A 19,214-nucleotide genomic window follows, 5' to 3' on the forward strand; every position below is an offset into this window, starting at 1 on the left:
TAGGTCTAATGTAGAAACGCAACTATTTGAAATAAGGAGTTTTATTATGCTTAAAGGCTTTAAAGACTTTATTATGCGCGGCAACGTTGTCGAGCTTGCAGTAGCAGTGGTCATTGGTGCAGCATTCACCGCCATTGTGACTGCATTCACCACTCATTTGATTCAGCCATTGATCGCATCTTTCGGCGGCGCAGAGGTTGCCGGCCTTGGATTTGAAATCGTCGCAGGCAATCCAGCAACCTTCCTCGACTTCGGCGCTGTCATCACTGCCGCAATCAACTTTGTGATTGTAGCTGCAGTTGTGTACTTCTTGCTGGTCCTGCCAATGAACACGATCAAAGAGAAGCGCGAGGCGGAAGCAGCAGCAGCTCCAGCTGAACCTACACCAATTGAGGTAGAGCTTCTCACCGAGATTCGCGACTTGCTCAAGAAGAGCTAGCTATTCGCCCCCATAGTGGGGTGGCTTCTGCTCTTGATAATATTCCATCGGAATCTTATCAACCACGGCAGATCGTTGTACTTTGGTACTTCGATCTGCCGTTCTGTCATAATCCCGTGCATCCGAAAGCTTCACGACGCGCCGTCGCGTGCGTTTTACCATCTTATACCGCCGCGGAATGCCGCAGTTGGTCGCAAAGGTGATGTACCAGCGGAGCCAACAACGCCATACCATCGCGTAGAGCGCGGCGTGATTGGGCGAGGTTAATAACAACTGTCGAGCCGGAAACTCCAGAGATACCGCGTGACGTGCATGCATCGACTGCACCACACGACAGCCCTGAGATACGGAGTGCTTGAGCAATGCCTGGTACTGGACGATCCAAGACATCTTTCGTTGCTTCTGGCGCATTATCACGCGGGCCGACACCAGTGCCGCCGACGGTGATCACAAGGTCAGCACCACCAATCACACCAGCTTCAATTGCTTGTCGAATCTGCGTGCGACTCTTTGGCACTCGCAAGGCCCCATCGACGGTAAAGCCGACTTCTTCCAGCAACTCTGTCATGAGACGATCAGTACCGTCTTCAAGGTCATCATCATGATCTGCAACCAGCACAAGCAAGGCACGTCGAGGCGCTGACGCCAACCGCTGAGCTTCCTGTTCACGGAAGAATTCAGCATCAGGTTCGCCAATATCTGCGAGTTTTTCAGCTGCAGAGAGTAGGTCCCGGACCTTGGCAGAATCAGTCATAGTAGTAATTCCTGGCCTTCTTCAGAAAATGTGATGAGTTACTTTTAATCTACTCGTTTGAGAGCCGTACCACTACTTCATGATAGTTTTCGTCGCGCTCATCAACTACTTTCAGGGTGACTTCTTGACCAAAGTCACTCGATCGAACCGCAGCTATCAATGCATTGGAAGAATCAATTTGGCGATCATTTAATCCAATAATGACATCCCCTGCTTGCAACCCTGCCGCAGCCGCCGGGCTATCAGGTAAAACTTCGCTCACCAATGCCCCAAATACCTTCGCTCGTGGCGCAAGCTGCACTCCCAAACGTGGCTGGCTCGCATGACCGGTTTCAATAAGTTGCTGTGCCACGCGCTTGGCAAAATTCGCCGGAATAGCGAATCCCAAACCAATCGAGCCCGCGGTATTGCCGCCATTTGGTAACGAAGCAATCATGGAGTTAATGCCAATTTGGTTCCCCTGCATGTCCACCAGTGGGCCACCCGAATTGCCTGGATTGATAGCAGCATCGGTTTGAATGGCATCAAGCAAAGCATCTTGGCCTCCTGCTTCGCCACGTGCTTGCACAGGACGATTCAGCGCAGAAATAATGCCAGAAGTAACGGTTGCTTGCAATCCCAATGGGGATCCTACAGCTACAACTTCTTGGCCCACAGCAACCGCGTTGGAATCACCAAAAGTCATGGTCGGCAGGTCCTGAGCGTCGAGAAGCTTAATCACGGCAACGTCAGTGGTTGGATCGCCTGCAACAAAGGTAGCCTTAAAGCGCCGCCCGTCGTGCAGATTCACACGAATCAGTGCATCTTCGTTGCCTTGCCCAGAATTGACCACGTGATTATTGGTCAGAATATAGCCGTCAGAGGTCAGAATTGAACCGGATCCCTCAGAAGCACCTTGATTCGAGATCACTGCAATGGAGACCACTGCTGGCAGTACTTTTGCGGCAACATCTTGCACGCTACCTGGCTGAGTTGCCGCTGCCTGTTGACCAACTGGCGCATTGAGTGTTTGCACGAGGTTGTGCTCGCCAGCTTGCGACGAGTACTTCTCGCTCGTCGCAATGCCCGTGATCGTGCCGGCACCTATCGCCGCTGCGACTGCCAAAGCCATTGCTGGCATAATGCCAATGCGCTTAGGCTGTTTTGCAGGATGAGCTTGTTCGGCAATGATCGTTTGGGTGGAAAGGTACGGATTAACGACGTAATCGAAATCATGTTGCGGTAAATAAGTCATAGTGAAAGTATTACGCCCGATCGTAGAAGATTACTGGTGTGTTGCTGGAGGTTGCCTGTGAATCTCAATGCAAGTTTCTGCCAGACATTATTTGAGCCATCGAGTTAGCCAATGTTGGTCGCGCCCTTGCTTATCGACGCCATCAGCATCAGCGGAAGGTCGCATAGTCGATTCCAAGTCATCGAAATAACGTGCACCTGGTAGTGTCACACGCATGCGCGTACCACCATTTTTTGGCTCTTCAGCCACAACGGTGCCGCCATGTTTAACGGTAATGACTTGGTGCACAATTGCCAATCCAATGCCAGAGCCAGGCATGGAACGAGAAGTGATCGAACGATAAAAACGATCAAAGACTTTTTCACGTTCGTCTTCTGGAATCCCCGGCCCCATATCAGTGACGATGAATTCTAATGTAGTGGAATTCTTTTCAACCATTTCAATGGTCACAACGCCATTTTCTGGCGACCATTTCGCTGCGTTATCCATGAGGTTAACTACCGCGCGACCTAAACTGCGCGTGTCCCCATACAGGAACCATGGCTGATCAATCACTTCGAAATGAACATCAGGCCGGCGCCTTTGCACACGCATCAGCGACTCCCGAACCACATAGGTGAAGTCCACCAAATCAAACTCGATATTGTCGCTATCGGCGCGTGCAAGCTCGACCAAATCACCAATCAGTGTTGAGAGTTCTTCCATTTGAGCCAGTACATCGGTTTCAATCGCTTGTTGCTCTTCGATTGGTAAGGCAGGCGCACCCTGCTGCTGGAGCATGAGGAGTAATTCGATATTGGTACGCATCGATGTCAAAGGAGTATTCAGCTCGTGCCCAACATCGGCGACTAACTGTACCTGACGTTCTCTCGATTCTTTCAATGCGTGCATCATATTATTAAACGATGATGTCAGATGTGCTAATTCATCTGAACCACGTACTGGAATCGGTTCTAATTCTTGTGTTTGTGCCACCTTATCAAGGGCCTTTTGCAGCTGTGTCAGTGGTCGCAAGCCCGCACCTGCGACGACGAAACCGGTAAGAATAGCTAACAGCATACCCACGCCGCCAAAGGTCAATAATGCGATGCCTAAGGCAAACGTCAGATTGGCATTTTCCGCCAGTTCACTGGCAACAATCACTTTTTGTTCGTGTTCGCCAATTGCCATATAAATACGCAAGCCATCGATAGTGCCCACAGCCTCTGTCTCGCCTTGCTTGTATGGCAACACCGGCAGATCATCACCGACGATATAGTCCCAATCCGCTAGCTGAATCGCAACTTGCACGCCAGGATTTGTGTCGTGAAAATATTGCAGTTCATCTTTTGCACGTGGAAAGAACGATGCTTGTTCAGTACGCGCGAGTAAACTCACCGCGCGCGTGCGTAGATTAGCGTCCGTGGATTCGATCAACGTTGCTGAAACCGACCAATACACCACGACAATCATCATCGTGACAGCAATGCCCACCATTGATGCAGTGAACATCGAAATACGCCAACGCAACGAAGATTCTTCAGTCCATCGCGCTACGGAATCGTCGACAGCATCTTGAGCATTCTCCGATTTCTGGAGACGGTAACGACCTGGCCGCCTGAGAATCACGTCGTCGATTCTCGCAGAACGTATCCAACACCACGCACCGTGTGAATCAGACGCGGTTCACCTTCTTGCTCGGTCTTGCGGCGCAAATACCCGATATACACTTCCAAAGCATTTCCAGAAGTTGGAAAATCGTATCCCCATACTTCTTCCAAAATATTATTACGGGAAAGTACTCGAAGTGGGTTCGCCATCAATAAATACAACAATGCAAACTCGGTGCGAGTCAGACTAATTTTACGTCCGGCTCTGGTAACTTCTCGCGAATCAGCGTTGAGGTATAAATCGCTAAAGGTTAATTCCGAGTTTGAACCACGCGAAATTGAATCAGTAGCTGCTGAGCGACGCAACAACGAACGCACGCGGGCTAATAATTCTTCTAAGGCGAACGGTTTAGGTAAATAATCATCCGCTCCGGCATCTAAACCGCTCACACGGTCAGATACACTATCGCGTGCGGTGAGCACCAAAATAGGACGATCATCGCCTTGACTACGTAAATGTCGACAGACTTCCAAACCATCCAGCTTCGGCATCATCACGTCAAGCACGACTAACTGTGGTTGCTCTTGCTCAATCATGGCGAGAGCACGTTCACCATCTTCAGCTGTGACGACTTCATACCCATTAAACGATAAGGAACGGCGTAGCGAATCACGTACCGCTTGCTCATCATCAACTACTAAAATTTTCACGAAATCCTACCGTCATTGTCGTGTGTACTTATTTTGTATTGCAATATCGCCAGTGACATATGTTAAGAAACATTGTAACAGTTCGCGCCAACATTTCTACGCCCTTCACTTTACTTGCAGCAATAGCAAAAGGCACGAATCTTCAAAACCGAAGATTCGTGCCTTTGTACTACAAGCTTAGAACTGTTCAACCTCAACGAGGCCAAGTTGTGCAGCCTTCACGAGACGACGTGGAATACGTACAGTCTGGCCATTAACTTTTACTTCTTGGAGCACAACATTGTCCGCCTTCCACTGGGAACGACGGGAGTGCGTATTAGCACGGGACATACGACGCTTTGGAACTGCCATTTTCTCTTACCCTCCTTAGGACTTCTTGGCGCGGCGGGCCATGCCACCGAAACGACGCTGGAACTTCTCAACGCGACCAGCAGTGTCCATAACACGCTGCGCACCGGTCCAGAATGGATGGGACTCGCTGGTAACGTCAACGACGATCAGCGGATATTCATTGCCATCTTCCCAAGCGATCGTGCGATCGCTGGTTGCAACGGAACGAGTAAGGAACTGGAAGCCAGTACCTGCATCTTGGAACACAACCGGATGGTAATCCGGGTGGATGTCCTTCTTCATAAAATCTCCGATTCCCTCAGGATTGAAACTTCAGGTCGCTTCTCTCGCACGCTTCTGTGAGATACAGAACTACTCTTTGCGATAAAGATCGTGCCTGAGTTGGGTTTCGATTACGTACAGTATATATGCCATTACCTCGACGTTCCTCGCAAGAGAACCGCAAAGGTCACAACAACTTATGGAAGTTTACCAGCAAGCCATATAAAACAAAAATTGCCCAATCGGCACTTTAATACCCCAACCCACCAGCAACAATAGCAACAGTATTATCGCGTCAATATTACCCCGTTGCAGAGTTTTACCCCATTGTAAGAGATGGAAAAATTACGCAATTAGCTGGAAAAACATCATGCCATGGTGTGAAGTTTGCAAAATGATTAGGTTTTTTGCCAAGAATCGGGTAGGGTTGTCCCTTGCTGTTGTCGAAATTGTTCGTTATATCGCCCATCGATCATCTGCAAGCGCAGGTTGAACATCGGGCGGCTAGGAGAAAGTTTTATCCATGTCGGCTATTTGCCAGGTCACGGGACGCCAGCCGAGTTTCGGCAAGTCTGTCTCGCACTCGCACCGACGCACTTCCCGCCGTTGGAATCCCAACGTGCAGCGTCGTAAGTTCTACCTGCCCTCTGAGGGCCGTACCATCGTTTTGAACGTATCCACCAAGGGTTTGAAGGTCATCGACCGCGACGGCATCGAATCTGTTGTTGCTAAAATCCGCGCACGTGGGGAGAAGATCTAAACATGGCACGTAATGACATTCGTCCAATCATCAAGCTCAAGTCTACGGCTGGCACCGGTTACACCTATGTCACCCGTAAGAACAAGCGCAACAATCCTGATCGCATTACTTTGAAGAAATACGATCCGGTAGTCCGTAAGCACGTCGAATTCCGCGAGGAGCGATAATTCATGGCTAAGAAGTCCAAAATCGCCAAGAACGAGCAGCGCAAGGAAATCGTCGCCCGCTACGCGGAGCGCCGTAACGAGCTCAAGGCAATCATCAAGAACCCTAATACCTCTGACGAGGATCGCTTGGATGCACAGTTCGAATTGAACCGTCAGCCACGCAACGCGTCTCCTGTACGCGTTCGTAACCGCGATTCTCACGACGGTCGTCCACGCGGCTTCCTGCGTAAGTTCGGCCTTTCCCGTGTTCGCATGCGCCAGATGGCTCACCTTGGTGAGTTGCCAGGCGTTCGTAAGTCCAGCTGGTAATTTAGGGAGTATCTAATGAAGCGCACCAATATGAAAAAGGCGCGGATGGAGCAGTCCCGCCGCCCAAAGAAGAACCCACTCAAGGCTCGTGGCATCGAAAAAGTCGATTACTACGACATTGAGACTCTTCGTCAGTTCATCTCCGATCGCCACAAGATTCGTTCTCGTCGCGTCACCGGCTTGACTCCTCAGCAGCAGCGTCAGGTTGCTACTGCAGTGAAGAACGCCCGTGAGATGGCTCTCCTGCCGTTCACCAGCCGTTAAAGACTGGGTCGGTTAACGCTTCTTCTTGTGCTTACATATCGTCAAGAAGATGCGATGACAGCATGCAACGCTCAACCTCTTTTGGGGTTGAGCGTTTTGTTGTATTCGAGGTACACATACGCACCGTATACCTGCTCACCGCACAACGTTAGCTATCCCTCTAGTCTTCGTGCCGTGACGTGTAGCCGCACCTTGCACCTGCGTATCTGCTCACCGCACATCCATCCGACACATATCCACAAACGTCCACTGCCCTGCCTTCCAAGATGCTGCTAGGATAACTAGTGCAACTAGAAATGCCTACGCTTATGCAAAGAAGGTCATTCGTGCTTCATCGTTCTCTTATAGATCTTGCACAACAAGCACCAAGGTGCAGCAATCCTGCAACTGTGCGCGGTGTTCTCGCAGAGTCTCAGGACCTGCTTCGCAACGCAATTGACCATAATGAACCACCACAGCAACTTGTGATCTGGTTTTCACGTTTAGTCACCGACGTGTTGCATTCTCAAGGTGTGCAGGAACTTACCGGCGGCGCTCGGTTAGTCTTAACCGGCCCTGTCGGACGCGGTGATGCGTTACCAAGTTCTCCAATTACCTGGCTCACCGTCGGTGATCCTTCGACTGATACCACCAGCTTGGTCGCATTGTTAAAAGACGTTGGCTTGTTGCCAGAAGCCACGATGCTGGGAACAGGCGCACGGAGTCAAACTGAATGGATCGAGGCAATTCATGCTGCAAATTCGAATCAGTTGGCAGTCTTTGCAGATGCTGGCACATGGTGTTTACAAGAGGTTTTAGCACTTGACCATCCTCAGCCACTGCTGCGAGAGGCACTGAAACATCGCCCACCAAAAATTCGTTTAGCGTCAGGCTTGCCAGACCGCGAAGTCAGTATCGATTTTCGCCGGAACTTGCTTTATCCTATTATCGCGCTTGCACGTTGGGCTGGCGTGGCTGCTCACTCACGCGAATTTTCTACCCCGCGTCGATTAGCAGATGCCCAGGCGGCGCAGATTCTCAGTGAACAGCAGGTCGATGCATTGCGCACAGCGTGGGAGGCTGGTTTGAAGCTGCAGTTCCGTAGATTTGCTGACAGGGTTCATAATCATCCCACTACGATTGGCGATCTTTCGGCGATCGATCGATCTACATTTGGGGCATCAACTCGACTCGTGTCGGAGGTTATGTACGCAGTTGCGGCCCAAAACGGTATAGAATTAGCACGCTAACAGTTTATTTGAAAGGTATGTATGGCTGGAGCAGTCGGACGTCCCCGCAAGAATAGCCCTCGCCGCCGTGGCTCAACGGCTCGCGAGGAAATTCTTGATGCTTCTGCAGAGCTGTTTACCACCCAAGGCTTTGCCACTACGTCTACCCACCAGATTGCAGAAGCTGTCGGTATTCGGCAGGCAAGTTTGTATTACCACTTCCCTTCCAAAACTGAAATCTTTTTGACGCTGCTCACCTCCACGGTGACACCATCGACAGAGTTAGCGGCACGGTTTGGCGATAGTGATTATCCTGCACCACTGCGTTTATGGGCATTAACAGCTGCCGAATGCAGCATTTTACTCTCGACACGCTGGAATGTTGGCCGCCTCTATCAGCTGCCGGTGGCTAATTCCCCAGAATTTGCCGAGTACCACGAGCAAAGCCTGAAATTGCGCACGATTTTCCATGATCTGGCAGCCGAAATCATTGGCCCTGATGATCCACGCGCCGATTTGCCATACCACATCGCAACATCGGTGATTGAAATGCGCAACAACGATGGCGTGATTCCATTTGTGCCACGCCCAGATAAGCTGCCAGATCTTGCCATTATGCTTGCCGACGCCGCCTTGACTGTTCTTGGCGCAGAATTGCCAAGCAATCGCGTTGAAGTAGCCCTTGACCTCATTGCCAAAGAAGGCACACAGGTCCACTAACAACAATCTGGTGTTGCCGTTCCAGATACGAAAAAACACCGCTGATGCGTATTGCATGCATCAGCGGTGTTTCGTCATCGAGATTTTTTAGTGTGCGAAGTGACGTGCACCAGTTAAGTACATGGTCACACCGGCTGCTTCAGCGGCTGCAATAACCTCTGCATCGCGGATGGAACCACCAGGCTGAACAACGGCCTTGACACCTGCGTCTGCAAGGATCTGGAAGCCATCAGCGAATGGGAAGAATGCATCCGATGCGGCAACCGCACCAACGGCACGCTGTGCGTCGCCAGCAAGGGTATTCGCACGCTCGACTGCAAGCTTAGCTGCATCGACGCGGTTGACCTGTCCCATACCGACGCCAACGGTCGCGCCATTGTGTGCCAACAAAATTGCATTTGATTTCACGGCACGAACTGCTCGCCATGCGAATTCCAGTTCCGCCAAGGTTGCTTCATCGACAGCTTCGCCTGCAGCAAGGGTCCAATTTGAAACTGAGTCGCCCTCAGCGTCGATAACATCGCGCTCTTGCACAAGCAGGCCACCTGAGATCTCACGAGTCTCAAGAGAGGCGCTTAATGGCTGTTCGGCTTCCAGAATACGAATATTCTTCTTCTGTGCCAGGATCTCGACTGCGCCAGCTTCATAGCTTGGTGCAATGATAACCTCGGTGAAAATCTCAGTGACTTGCTTTGCCATTTCCACGCTGACTTCGCGGTTGGAAGCAATCACGCCGCCAAATGCCGAGACTGGGTCGCACGCATGTGCCAACTCGTGTGCCTTTGCAATGGACTCGTCAGAAACTGCGATACCACAAGGATTCGCATGCTTAATGATGGCAACACATGGGCGCTTATGATCCCAAGCTGCACGCCATGCTGCATCCGCATCGGTGTAGTTGTTATAGCTCATTTCCTTGCCATGCAACTGCTTTGCTCCTGCAAGACCTGTGCCATCAGAATACAATGCAGCACCTTGATGAGGGTTTTCACCGTAACGCAACACGTTGCTGCGCTCGTAGGTTCCACCGATCCATGCTGGGAAGGTTTCATCTTCAGCAGCAATCTGCTCGCCCATCCAGGTTGCAACAGCTACGTCATAGCTTGCGGTGTGGCGGTAAGCGTCGACAGCCAAAGCGGTGCGTTCAGCACGAGTGAAGCCACCATTGGTCAAAGCCGCTGCTACCAGCTCATATTTTGCTGGGTCTACAACAACTGCCACCGATGGGTGATTCTTTGCCGCAGCGCGAACCATCGAAGGGCCTCCGATGTCGATCTGCTCAACGCATTCATCGAAGCTTGCACCAGAGGCAACGGTTGCAGTAAATGGATAAAGATTCACAACGACCAGCTGGAATGGTTCGACCTCAAGCTCTTTCAGTTGTGCCAGGTGATCTGTCTTACGAGTATCCGCAAGGATGCCCGCATGCACGCGTGGGTGCAAGGTCTTGACACGACCTTCGAGGCATTCTGGGAAGCCCGTCAGCTGGTCAACAGGGGTAACGTTGATGCCAAGTGCTGCAATTTTTGCAGCGGTGGAACCGGTTGAAACGATCTCAACACCAGCTGCATCAAGCGCTTGTGCCAGTTCTTCCAAACCTGTTTTGTCATATACGCTAATGAGGGCGCGCTTGATAGCCTTACGGTCTTCACTCATGGGTGAAAGATAACCTCTCTATGCATTCTTTTGCTCATGACCACGAGCAAAAGATTCCAGTACTGTCACGATGAGCTTGCGCTCTACTTGCTTGATTCGTTCATGCAAGTCTGATTCTGATTCTTGCGGCAAAATTACAACTGGTTCTTGCGCAATAATTTCACCTGTGTCCACACCTTCATCAACGTAGTGCACAGTTGATCCAGTGACTTTCACTCCATATGCCAAAGCGTCACGAACCGCATGTGCTCCCGGAAACGCTGGAAGCAGCGCTGGGTGAGTATTAATGATGCGGCCGCCAAACTTGGCAAGGAATCCAGCACCAAGAATTTTCATAAAGCCTGCCGAAACTACCAAATCTGGCTCGTATGCGGCAACGGTTGCAGCTAATTCGTCGTTCCATGCTGCACGGTCTGCACCTACTGCAAGTGGCACTAGATTCGTTGGAACCTGCGCTGCAGTAGCACGTTCCAGCGCATAACAGGACACGTCACTGACAACACCAAGGACGCGATACTCACCTTGATGGTCCAAAATTGCTTGCAACAGTGTGCCGGAGCCAGAGGCGAGCACAACAATACCGAGGGGCTGTTTGAATTCTTGGTTGGTCACAATCGTTCATGCTAGTCGTTCCCCCGCTTCCTGGCTACTTTAAGAATCTTCCGACTCTGGTGCAGGCTTTTGCACGCGCGTTGCAATAATTTCACGGAAAATCGGACTATCGTTCAAGTCCAGTTCAAAGGCACTTCCTAAAACCTCACGCGCCTCATCTATACCATTTATATATACAGTATCTTTTTCAACTTGCGTCTCACTAGCATCAAGCTTTTCGACGCTTTCCTCAGTAACAGTTTCAGATTCATCCACATCTGTTTCTGCTTCCTCAATTGCTACTGCAGGTTCTTGCACTTCATCGGATTGAGTAGCCTCATCTTCAGCAATCGGTGTTTCATCTTCTTCATCATCACTGACAGGTTCTTCATCAACAGATACTTCCTCAGCATCAGTATCGTGCTCACCTGCAGGTGCTTCATCTTCAGAGTCCACCACTTCCTGCAGTGTTTCTTGCTCATCAGAAACGTCCTCGCTGGTGGCGTCGTCAAGCGTCGGTACGGATACTACTTCAACAGCTGCGCTTCGACCAGTCATGGCGCTTACGGCAGCAACGACGAGTGCAATGACAAACGCCATGACGAAACTCGAACCGGCGATAGCACCAAATGTGAACCAACTTGGGCCAACAAATTCGTAAATACCCAAGGCACCAGTGGTGGCTTGGAGTAAGGCCGACGCAAAAATGAGTGTGAAGATGGCAAACAGCGGGACTTCACGAATTCGTGGTACGCGCTTATATAACGCTGCGATCGCTGCAAAAACTGGCACTGCTAGCACCGCAACACCTGCAACATGGCTCGTATGCGGCAACGCAGCAAAAATTGGAAGTGGCGGCATCGAGACAAGTTGGACAGAAAATGGTGAAACAAACGCATCGCCGATAAAAAATTCACCACCAAACACCACGGCCATTGTGGCAATCACTGCATTTGGTAGGTACAAGACGCTCACGCCAACAACTGCGAGTTTGCCTAGCATCGAATAGCTGGCAAGCGAAGCCATAACATCTGCGGCATGGAATATAAGCGAACCCAGTACGATCAGTGCGCTACCAGCAAGGACATAGGCTAAAAATCGTGATGCCATCAGCGCTTGATCCACACACCACCGTGGAATGCGCATCTTGCGGCACAAGACTTTCCACAATCGCGGCCCCATACCGAACGCGAACGCCAAGCCATACAACACCACCACGCGCATCAAGGCCAATGCAATATTCGGAGGATCAACAGGAAATACCACTGAAGCATCGAGCAACATTGCCCACGCAATCACAGTCAAAATAACAGGAATACCAATTACTGATGCTGCAATCACACTTAAATCAGCTAGAGTCACACGATCTTTCACTGCTCTATACACACGAATACCCATAACATAAGCCACAATAATGGCAACTAGCAGCGGTGTAACCGAAAATTGCAAACCATCGCCAACCACAGGAAGCCCGTGAACAAGCAACCAGCCCGTTGCAATAGTCGCAGGCAGTGCGATCATCGTGGTCGAAGTCGCAAGTAACAGCACAAATGCGGCAATCACAACCAAAATCACCACGATCCCATGCGGTATAAGCGATAGCGGCACAAATGTACGCAGCTTTGCCTTCAGCGTCAATGGCATGGACTGTGGCAGTGACTGTTTTGATTTTTGCTCGGTTTTGCGAGCCGTCTTCGCAGGACGTACAGCATTAGCTGCTGCTTGATGACTACTCGGGCGCGAACGCGAAATACGCGACTGTCGTGAATTCGGGCTCGTTTTCTTGCTCATTGTTATAAGTTTGCCATCTTCAACCACTGCTTCTCGCAACGACGCCAGTAAGCCCAGGAAGTTTTTCAAAAATACCGGATTCCACAACATCTATCGCGACTTTTAAGCCTCCTGGTAATATTTTTATTACTTAATATTTTTCTTCGGCATACGCCTCTACAGTGGATAAACACTCTTCCATTTCTGAGAAATCGCTGATAAGTTACAAAATTTTCAAAAAACAACTTGCCGAGTAGTTGTCAGACCGCTAATGTAGCTGTAGAAGATAACAAACTGATTACATTTGAGACAGAAGCGTAACACTTTCTCGTGTGTCACTCAGTTTCCCGAACAGAAGAGGCTTTCCATGCATCCAGCATCAAACGAAAATGGCGGCAAGCACCGTAAGCGAACAAATCCACTTAAAGGACACGTCGCTTTCATCGCTGCAGCGACTGGTGCCGTTTCTACCGCCGCTGCATCCGGTACCGTGGTAGCACAGTCCACCACTCCGGTTTCCCATAACATTCAGCTTGCTGCAAACGATCTACCAGCATTCGGATCTTCGGCTCCTCAGATTCTTTCAATCGAAGAATTCAAGCCAATGATCAACTTTGCCGCACAGATCACCAAAGCCATTGAGTATTCCGAGAAGCTTCAGCTTGCCGACGAACTGGCACGCACGCCAAAGGTTACCGTCGCAAAGCCAGCTGAAGGTGTATTCACCTCTGGTTTCGGCGCTCGTTGGGGTACCCTGCACGCCGGTGTTGATATTGCGAACGCAATGCTCACCCCAATCTTGGCTGTCATGGACGGCGAAGTCATTAGCGCTGGTCCAGCCTCTGGTTTCGGACAATGGGTACGCTTGCGTCACGCTGACGGCACCGTAACTGTTTATGGTCACATTGAGACGATCGACGTAACCGTTGGACAGACCGTTACCGCTGGCCAAAAGATCGCCGGCATGGGTACTCGCGGATTCTCCACCGGCCCTCACCTCCACTTTGAAGTCCACCCAGATGGTGGCGGCGCTATTGATCCAGTTTCCTGGCTGGCAGAGCGTGGCATTCAGCTGTAATACAGCTCCACATCTTTAGTCTTCTGTTTATAAAAGCGGGCATATTCCTTCATTGGAAGTGCCCGCTTTTGGGGTTTCAGGAACGCATCTCTTACACCAGTATCTTCTTAGTCCGTCGCGATATTGTTACCGTTTTACAATCACGAAACATCAGCGTTCATCCGCGATGCATGAAAGTATTGCAGTCGCATCTACCTGCACACAAAAGCAGCTCTCACTGGAACATGCTTCATATTCCATTGGCCACAATGCATAGAGATCATTCATATAGTGAAGGTCCGCATCTTTTCCTGCTCACTCATCTGCGCGCGTATTAGTCGGGCTTCACTTGCTTAGCGACGATCACGATCTCCCGCTAAGTCTGCAAATACTTGAGGTTTCAATCCGCGCGCATGAGCGTCTTGCTTATTTTCAGGATCCGTACCATCAGGCGATGCGGTCTCTGCTGGTTCTAACATTCGTTGTAGCCTGATCGGGTTGCTCGGTAATAACACCGGCACTACCGCCGATTTGTTCGCCTTCGATTGCGCGAATAAAAGGTGGCTTTGGTTGAAACATAGTGGTTCTTTTTTGTTTTTGGTAGAGAAAACCCCAGCTCCCGTACATCAGGGAAACTGGGGTTACACGCAAATGTAATTTTGTTACGTGGTCTTCGGTTCGCGAAGGCTTTCCAAATCCACCACTGGATCCATAGCCGCAAACGCAAAGAGATTATTATAAGTAATCTCTTCAACGAAGTCATCAAGATCCGGATTATCAAATTTTGGTTCATTGACCCACAATGCTAAAAACGGCTCTTTTAGTTCACGCGCAAGCCAAGCATGAGATTTAACCAGATCATCAAGAAGCACCTCGAGGGAAAGATCTGGTATAATACCCTCTCTTCCCCACTCTGCTGGTGGTCGAGCCTCCTCCGCAACACGGTCAATCAAAACTGAGGGCTTCACCTTCTACACCTCCATCGAAATTTTTTATTTTCATTCTATTACCTTCCAACACTTCTGATAACCCTTTGTGCACGTGTTGGATATGCTGAGGTGATTTTTACAATATTCGAGAATCATTTTTCCCTGTAGGCGCAATGCTAAGCGCTATTTTTTATCCATCAGGAGCCTTAACGAAGGGCTATAGGTCCTACCCCAATCCGTTTCCTTCAATGCGATCACCATACACAACACGTCTTGCATCACATGACTTTCAGTCTTCAAGAACCTTTCCTGGTAATACCAGACAAACACCAATATCTTCCCCACTCACCACGCACTGGCACTTGCTCTCGGCCTTCTTGCAGCTCCGCCTCTTGACGAGAGTTTAGTTACTCAGTAACTTAATAAGTATCCAATAGTTACTCAGTAACTAAAATCCTCAATCCTCACAAGGAGCGTAAGTTATGGCAGTCAAGCAAGCACTGCTTGCCCTACTTGCCGTGGAAGAATCTACCGCTAGCAATCTACAAGCAGCCTTTCATCAAGTCACCGGTGATACGCAACCGCTGAATATGGGCCAGGTTTCCCAAACCCTAGAACGCCTCGAACGCGATGGATTCATTACTCAAACACGCACAGGTACCGGCAACCGCGGTCAAACAGTTGCGTACTACGCACTCACCCCTACCGGCAGCGATTTTGTACAACAGTGGTATCAAACCCCTGTGACACATGTGCTTGCCAGCCGTGATGAGCTGGTCACCAAAATCGCCTTAGCCACCTCATACAGTACGACGAATGTGCTGGCCTTACTCGACGCTCAGCGCAACAGCATTCTGAAACAACTACGCAAGCTGCACACCAGCGTACAAACTATGAAAACTTTTCCCGAGCGGATTGTGTATGAACGGCACATCTATGAGCTAGAAGCCGAAGCCCGCTGGCTCGACCGCGTGGAAGCACTGTTAGGAGAACAATCATGACCCCATATCCAGTTCGCTTCGAACATGTCACCTGCACGTTTGGCACTGCCGAATTCCCTATTCACGCACTTCGCGATGCCAATTTCCACCTCAATCAAGGTGAACTCATCGCAGTGATGGGCCCATCCGGCTCTGGAAAATCAACATTGCTGAATATCGCAGGTTTACTCCAACGCCCCACCAGCGGCACCGTCTTCATCGACGGCGTCGACACTTCCACGCTAAACGACACACAAACTGCCAAATTACGTCGAAGCCATATTGGTGTGGTCTTCCAGCGTTTTAACCTGGTACCAACGCTCACCGTTGGCGAAAATGTTTCACTCCCGCTTGAGCTTGCTGGTGAACACGTGCAGCGCGATACCATTGCCCAAGCACTTGCCGAAGTAGGACTTGAAAATATGCTGGATCGCTTCCCTGACGAGATTTCCGGCGGCCAGGCCCAACGCGTCGCAATTGCTCGCGCCTTGATTGGACCGCGCTCAATTTTGCTTGCCGACGAACCCACCGGTGCATTAGATACCAGCACAGCTGATGAAGTCATGAAGGTTTTACGTTCGCGTATCGACGCAGGTGCGTCCGGCATTCTCGTCACGCACGAACCACGTTTTGCAAGCTGGGCAGACCGGGTCTTATATGTCCGTGACGGAAATATTAGCGAATAGGAAGAAGCTGCATCATGAACGCCTTACGTGCTGCTATTCGGCCAACTGTGCGTGATTTTCGACAATCCTTTGCTCGCAGTCTCGCCGCTATTCTCCTGGTGATGCTGCCAGTAGCCTTGATGAGTTTCTATGGGCATGAAACAAAATCTCAGCTTGCCGCCGAACAACTCTTACGCCACGACACCACCATCAGCTATCACGGCCAACCTTGCGAGCAGTCCTTTACTGGTGAATCTGCGTGCACAAACGATGCTGACACACCACCGGTGATAAGTTTGCCAGCACCAACTGCACTGCACAGTATCTTTGGTGATCGCATACGCTTGTATCAAGAAGATCGGTTTGATCTGGTCGTCAACGATGGCGTACAAGACCATGCAATTTCAGTACTGCAACAAGATCCAGAACTGTTTCAAATTCTTGGCATCCCGCTTGCCGCAGACGAAATCATTCTGACTACCGGAGCTGCTGAAACGCTGGGAGTCAAAATTGGCGATACCGTTGAGGCATCGGCCATTCGCAGTGGCGAAGTCGTCGAACCCAGTGGCGAAGTCGGCGAACGCAGTGCTGCTGCCCCAATGACGCTGACGGTCAAAGACATCAGCCCGCTGCATTCATCGTTTGTTTCACCAGCTGCGGATTTTTCTCAACAATTAGCAGCAATCCGCATGAGTCACACGACTTCTTGGATTGCCACAGGTCTGAATGAAATCACGTGGTCTGATGTCAAAGCTGCCAATACCAAAGGTTTTGTCATCGACAGTCGTTATTTACAAAATCATCCTGACAGCATTGCTGCTGATGAGATGTATCCGCAATTTCGCGAGGAGCTACTTTACGCTCAGCAACATGACTCAGAAATCACTAGCTTAGATGCGTATTGGTTAGGAGCGTTGAGTTTCGGTTACATCATCCTTGGCATCTTGCTGTTATTAATCATCAGCCCAGTATTTGCCATCAACGCCAGCAGGCAAAGTCGTGTCTACGCCTTAATGCGCACACAAGGTGCTACACGCAACCAAATCCGCGTCACCATCATGGCTTATGGTACTTGTGCTGGCCTGGTGAGTGCTATCGCTGGTGTGCTTACTGGCACATTAATATTCATCGGTTCTTGGAAATATGACTATCCACACTGGCCGTTGCATTTTGATCTCACAATGAGTATCTTCGCTGCTGTCTTAGCCATTATTGGTTCCACGATGGCTGCGTTCTTGCCAAGTCTGATGATCTCTCGTGGGCCAATTCTGAGCCATATACAAACCGGTGCACCGGGTCGCTTACGCAGCTGGAAACCATGGATGGCGATTGGACCAGTTTGTTTCACACTCAGCCTTGCGCTTCTCGTGATTATTGATCGCGCGTTTACAGGCTTATTGACAGACAATCCAACCAATATCCTGATCATTCCATGGCTGATACAGCTATTATTCTATACCGCACTCATATCTGCTTTAGCATCTCTACCAGCACTGATCATGCTGTTCACGGCAATCTCTCGCCCGCTTTCATGGAAGATCGCGGCACGCATGGTGCGTCGTCAAGCAGTGAAATCTGTGGCAACAACGGCCGCACTGTTGGGTATCACATTGGTAATTACCAGTTTTTCGATGGTTGAACGCAGCTCCAACCACCATCATTTACATACGCCAATTGTGCATGCAAATGTGCTTACTGTTCAAACCTATGGTCCGTGGGGTGGCGCTGATATAACCGCTGAACCACCAACAGCTTCTTCAGAATTGCCTCCACTGATTGCTGCTGGTGTCAAAGCTTTAGAAGCACAAGTTTCAACGGTACGCGTGTTGCCGCTGGAAACGTTGGCGCAGAAATACGTCTTTGTTGATACTGGCTGTGAGATCCTGGATGCCGAAACATTGAGCAGCGATCAGCAGCATGAACAAGATCGACTCTGTCGTTATGAACGTTACCGCGAATTTAGCCACTACCCGTTTGAGGGAGAGACGATTGTCACGGATGGACAAGTGCTCGAATATTTTGAACTTACCCCAGACGAACGCGCGCAGGCGCAGGCAGTACTTGATGCAGGCGGCTTCTTGGGCAATCGCATGATTGTTCCACAAGCAACCCGTACCATCACTGTCAACGATTACGGCACCGAGGAAAACCCAGATACCGCTGAATATGCTGCTGACTTACCGTTTGCCGCGGTATTGCCAGAAAGTTTTGAGGGCGTAGTCATAAGTCCACGTGCACTTGCAAAACTTTCGCCAACCTTGACCCCACAGATTAGTGCGGCAATGGTTGTGGCAGCCCACGATATTACAACCGCTGATATCCATCAATTGCGAGAAGCTGCGCAAAATGAAGAGTTTTATTATCAGTTTGCGCAACCAATTCCAGCCCAGTTCCCATCTTTCGAACTCTACTTTGGAATCTTCCTGCTGATCATCATCGGCTTGATTATTGTGTTGAACTCCGACGAGATGCTCAAACTCCATGCTCAACTTCGCGCAATTGGAGCTTCTCAACGCTTCTTAACGCTGACCACTGCAGCGCATGCAAGCTTAACGGCAATTATTGGCCTGTGGCCACCACTGATCATCGGTCACGTTCTACCAATATTGTTTATGAATACCGCTGTTTATGATTCAAACCATGAGCTCATAGCCTATTCAGATTTCGCAGCCTACCAGCCGAACTGGGCATTACTAGGGTTCGTCGGCATAGGCGTACCAGCGCTTGCCTTTGGCCTGGGAATCGTGAGTATGCGAGCACTCCAAACCAAAGAGCTAACCAGCGACTAGCCTAAGCGCT

General features: G+C 50.1%; 22 protein-coding genes. 11 read left to right on the forward strand and 11 right to left on the reverse strand.

All coding sequences use genetic code 11. The features are described from left to right. Positions 1-46: 46 nt before the first annotated feature. Complete coding sequence (gene mscL / locus NXS99_RS08490; RefSeq protein WP_259288245.1) at positions 47-439, forward strand: large-conductance mechanosensitive channel protein MscL; 393 nt, start codon at positions 47-49, stop codon at positions 437-439. Between the two features lie 163 nt (positions 440-602). Here mscL and NXS99_RS08495 read toward each other — a convergent pair whose 3' ends face one another. The 6 genes from NXS99_RS08495 to NXS99_RS08520 all read right to left on the reverse strand — a co-directional run bounded on the left by NXS99_RS08495 (position 603) and on the right by NXS99_RS08520 (position 5,360). Next, on the reverse strand, positions 603-1,193 hold the full coding sequence (locus NXS99_RS08495) for a molybdenum cofactor biosynthesis protein B (RefSeq protein ID WP_259288246.1): 591 nt from the start codon (positions 1,191-1,193) through the stop codon (positions 603-605). Positions 1,194-1,242: 49 nt separating this feature from the next. After that, positions 1,243-2,427, reverse strand: a complete 1,185-nt coding sequence (locus tag NXS99_RS08500) for a S1C family serine protease (protein WP_259288247.1) — start codon at positions 2,425-2,427, stop codon at positions 1,243-1,245. Between the two features lie 87 nt (positions 2,428-2,514). Further along, positions 2,515-4,035, reverse strand: a complete 1,521-nt coding sequence (locus NXS99_RS08505) for a HAMP domain-containing sensor histidine kinase (RefSeq protein WP_259288248.1) — start codon at positions 4,033-4,035, stop codon at positions 2,515-2,517. Further along, the gene (locus NXS99_RS08510) at positions 4,032-4,727 is read right to left on the reverse strand and encodes a response regulator transcription factor (protein ID WP_259288249.1); all 696 of its coding nucleotides are present in this window, start codon (positions 4,725-4,727) and stop codon (positions 4,032-4,034) included. Before NXS99_RS08510 ends, NXS99_RS08505 begins: the two co-directional genes overlap by 4 nt. Before the next feature lie 177 nt (positions 4,728-4,904). After that, a complete protein-coding gene (rpmF, locus tag NXS99_RS08515) occupies positions 4,905-5,078 on the reverse strand; it encodes a 50S ribosomal protein L32 (RefSeq protein ID WP_259288250.1) in 174 nt (57 codons plus the stop codon). Positions 5,079-5,093: 15 nt separating this feature from the next. Beyond that, positions 5,094-5,360, reverse strand: coding sequence for a type B 50S ribosomal protein L31 (locus NXS99_RS08520; protein WP_259288251.1), 267 nt, complete (start codon positions 5,358-5,360; stop codon positions 5,094-5,096). A 502-nt stretch (positions 5,361-5,862) separates the two neighbouring features. Between NXS99_RS08520 and rpmB the strand changes: the two genes are divergently transcribed. The 6 genes from rpmB to NXS99_RS08550 all read left to right on the forward strand — a co-directional run bounded on the left by rpmB (position 5,863) and on the right by NXS99_RS08550 (position 8,767). Next, positions 5,863-6,099: a 50S ribosomal protein L28 gene (gene rpmB / locus NXS99_RS08525; RefSeq protein ID WP_259288252.1), complete on the forward strand. Its 237-nt coding sequence runs from the start codon at positions 5,863-5,865 to the stop codon at positions 6,097-6,099. A 2-nt stretch (positions 6,100-6,101) separates the two neighbouring features. Beyond that, positions 6,102-6,266, forward strand: a complete 165-nt coding sequence (gene rpmG / locus NXS99_RS08530) for a 50S ribosomal protein L33 (RefSeq protein WP_006063179.1) — start codon at positions 6,102-6,104, stop codon at positions 6,264-6,266. 3 nt (positions 6,267-6,269) lie between these two features. Next, positions 6,270-6,575 carry a 30S ribosomal protein S14 gene (rpsN, locus tag NXS99_RS08535; protein ID WP_259288253.1) on the forward strand — a complete coding sequence of 102 codons (306 nt, stop codon included), beginning with the start codon at positions 6,270-6,272 and terminating at the stop codon, positions 6,573-6,575. Positions 6,576-6,590: 15 nt separating this feature from the next. After that, positions 6,591-6,839, forward strand: coding sequence for a 30S ribosomal protein S18 (gene rpsR / locus NXS99_RS08540; RefSeq protein ID WP_259288254.1), 249 nt, complete (start codon positions 6,591-6,593; stop codon positions 6,837-6,839). 308 nt (positions 6,840-7,147) lie between these two features. Next, a complete protein-coding gene (locus NXS99_RS08545; protein ID WP_259288277.1) occupies positions 7,148-8,068 on the forward strand; it encodes a putative nucleotidyltransferase substrate binding domain-containing protein in 921 nt (306 codons plus the stop codon). 21 nt (positions 8,069-8,089) lie between these two features. Next, positions 8,090-8,767, forward strand: coding sequence for a TetR/AcrR family transcriptional regulator (locus NXS99_RS08550; RefSeq protein WP_259288255.1), 678 nt, complete (start codon positions 8,090-8,092; stop codon positions 8,765-8,767). Positions 8,768-8,854: 87 nt separating this feature from the next. On the opposite strand, the gene purH is transcribed toward NXS99_RS08550, so the two are convergent. Genes purH through NXS99_RS08565 form a run of 3 tightly spaced genes read right to left on the reverse strand, consistent with a single transcriptional unit; the run spans position 8,855 to position 12,805 of the window. Further along, positions 8,855-10,423, reverse strand: coding sequence for a bifunctional phosphoribosylaminoimidazolecarboxamide formyltransferase/IMP cyclohydrolase (gene purH / locus NXS99_RS08555; protein WP_259288256.1), 1,569 nt, complete (start codon positions 10,421-10,423; stop codon positions 8,855-8,857). Positions 10,424-10,441: 18 nt separating this feature from the next. After that, a complete protein-coding gene (purN, locus tag NXS99_RS08560; protein WP_396124849.1) occupies positions 10,442-11,035 on the reverse strand; it encodes a phosphoribosylglycinamide formyltransferase in 594 nt (197 codons plus the stop codon). A gap of 39 nt (positions 11,036-11,074) precedes the next feature. Next, positions 11,075-12,805, reverse strand: coding sequence for a DUF6350 family protein (locus tag NXS99_RS08565; protein ID WP_259288257.1), 1,731 nt, complete (start codon positions 12,803-12,805; stop codon positions 11,075-11,077). A gap of 346 nt (positions 12,806-13,151) precedes the next feature. On the opposite strand from NXS99_RS08565, the gene NXS99_RS08570 reads away from it, so the two are divergent. Beyond that, positions 13,152-13,862: a M23 family metallopeptidase gene (locus NXS99_RS08570; protein WP_259288258.1), complete on the forward strand. Its 711-nt coding sequence runs from the start codon at positions 13,152-13,154 to the stop codon at positions 13,860-13,862. A 332-nt stretch (positions 13,863-14,194) separates the two neighbouring features. On the opposite strand, the gene NXS99_RS08575 is transcribed toward NXS99_RS08570, so the two are convergent. Both NXS99_RS08575 and NXS99_RS08580 read right to left on the reverse strand, forming a co-directional pair. Beyond that, positions 14,195-14,320, reverse strand: coding sequence for a hypothetical protein (locus tag NXS99_RS08575; protein WP_259288259.1), 126 nt, complete (start codon positions 14,318-14,320; stop codon positions 14,195-14,197). A 183-nt stretch (positions 14,321-14,503) separates the two neighbouring features. Beyond that, positions 14,504-14,809 (reverse strand): hypothetical protein, encoded by a 306-nt coding sequence (locus tag NXS99_RS08580; protein WP_259288260.1) that lies wholly within the window; start codon positions 14,807-14,809, stop codon positions 14,504-14,506. A gap of 443 nt (positions 14,810-15,252) precedes the next feature. Here NXS99_RS08580 and NXS99_RS08585 point away from each other — a divergent pair, with 443 nt between their 5' ends. The 3 genes from NXS99_RS08585 to NXS99_RS08595 are packed head-to-tail and all read left to right on the forward strand — an operon-like array spanning position 15,253 to position 19,204. After that, complete coding sequence (locus NXS99_RS08585) at positions 15,253-15,771, forward strand: PadR family transcriptional regulator (protein WP_259288261.1); 519 nt, start codon at positions 15,253-15,255, stop codon at positions 15,769-15,771. Next, positions 15,768-16,436, forward strand: a complete 669-nt coding sequence (locus NXS99_RS08590) for an ABC transporter ATP-binding protein (RefSeq protein WP_259288262.1) — start codon at positions 15,768-15,770, stop codon at positions 16,434-16,436. The genes NXS99_RS08585 and NXS99_RS08590 overlap by 4 nt, the downstream gene beginning before the upstream one ends. Before the next feature lie 14 nt (positions 16,437-16,450). Next, positions 16,451-19,204, forward strand: coding sequence for an FtsX-like permease family protein (locus NXS99_RS08595; RefSeq protein ID WP_259288263.1), 2,754 nt, complete (start codon positions 16,451-16,453; stop codon positions 19,202-19,204). Positions 19,205-19,214: the final 10 nt, after the last annotated feature.

It is taken from the genome of Corynebacterium sp. HS2168-gen11 (assembly GCF_024834075.1).
In the GTDB taxonomy this organism is placed as follows: Bacteria; Actinomycetota; Actinomycetes; order Mycobacteriales; family Mycobacteriaceae; genus Corynebacterium.

What these genes read in the sequence shown, in the direction of transcription:
- NXS99_RS08495 (WP_259288246.1), bottom strand. Translation starts at nt 1,193, where the DNA reads ATGACTGATTCTGCCAAGGTCCGGGACCTACTCTCTGCAGCTGAAAAA.
- rpmB (WP_259288252.1), top strand. Translation starts at nt 5,863, where the DNA reads ATGTCGGCTATTTGCCAGGTCACGGGACGCCAGCCGAGTTTCGGCAAG.
- NXS99_RS08500 (WP_259288247.1), bottom strand. Translation starts at nt 2,427, where the DNA reads ATGACTTATTTACCGCAACATGATTTCGATTACGTCGTTAATCCGTAC.
- NXS99_RS08545 (WP_259288277.1), top strand. Translation starts at nt 7,148, where the DNA reads ATGCAAAGAAGGTCATTCGTGCTTCATCGTTCTCTTATAGATCTTGCA.
- NXS99_RS08570 (WP_259288258.1), top strand. Translation starts at nt 13,152, where the DNA reads ATGCATCCAGCATCAAACGAAAATGGCGGCAAGCACCGTAAGCGAACA.
- rpsN (WP_259288253.1), top strand. Translation starts at nt 6,270, where the DNA reads ATGGCTAAGAAGTCCAAAATCGCCAAGAACGAGCAGCGCAAGGAAATC.
- NXS99_RS08575 (WP_259288259.1), bottom strand. Translation starts at nt 14,320, where the DNA reads ATGTTAGAACCAGCAGAGACCGCATCGCCTGATGGTACGGATCCTGAA.
- NXS99_RS08550 (WP_259288255.1), top strand. Translation starts at nt 8,090, where the DNA reads ATGGCTGGAGCAGTCGGACGTCCCCGCAAGAATAGCCCTCGCCGCCGT.
- NXS99_RS08595 (WP_259288263.1), top strand. Translation starts at nt 16,451, where the DNA reads ATGAACGCCTTACGTGCTGCTATTCGGCCAACTGTGCGTGATTTTCGA.
- mscL (WP_259288245.1), top strand. Translation starts at nt 47, where the DNA reads ATGCTTAAAGGCTTTAAAGACTTTATTATGCGCGGCAACGTTGTCGAG.
- rpmG (WP_006063179.1), top strand. Translation starts at nt 6,102, where the DNA reads ATGGCACGTAATGACATTCGTCCAATCATCAAGCTCAAGTCTACGGCT.
- purH (WP_259288256.1), bottom strand. Translation starts at nt 10,423, where the DNA reads ATGAGTGAAGACCGTAAGGCTATCAAGCGCGCCCTCATTAGCGTATAT.
- NXS99_RS08590 (WP_259288262.1), top strand. Translation starts at nt 15,768, where the DNA reads ATGACCCCATATCCAGTTCGCTTCGAACATGTCACCTGCACGTTTGGC.
- rpsR (WP_259288254.1), top strand. Translation starts at nt 6,591, where the DNA reads ATGAAGCGCACCAATATGAAAAAGGCGCGGATGGAGCAGTCCCGCCGC.
- NXS99_RS08520 (WP_259288251.1), bottom strand. Translation starts at nt 5,360, where the DNA reads ATGAAGAAGGACATCCACCCGGATTACCATCCGGTTGTGTTCCAAGAT.
- rpmF (WP_259288250.1), bottom strand. Translation starts at nt 5,078, where the DNA reads ATGGCAGTTCCAAAGCGTCGTATGTCCCGTGCTAATACGCACTCCCGT.
- NXS99_RS08585 (WP_259288261.1), top strand. Translation starts at nt 15,253, where the DNA reads ATGGCAGTCAAGCAAGCACTGCTTGCCCTACTTGCCGTGGAAGAATCT.
- NXS99_RS08565 (WP_259288257.1), bottom strand. Translation starts at nt 12,805, where the DNA reads ATGAGCAAGAAAACGAGCCCGAATTCACGACAGTCGCGTATTTCGCGT.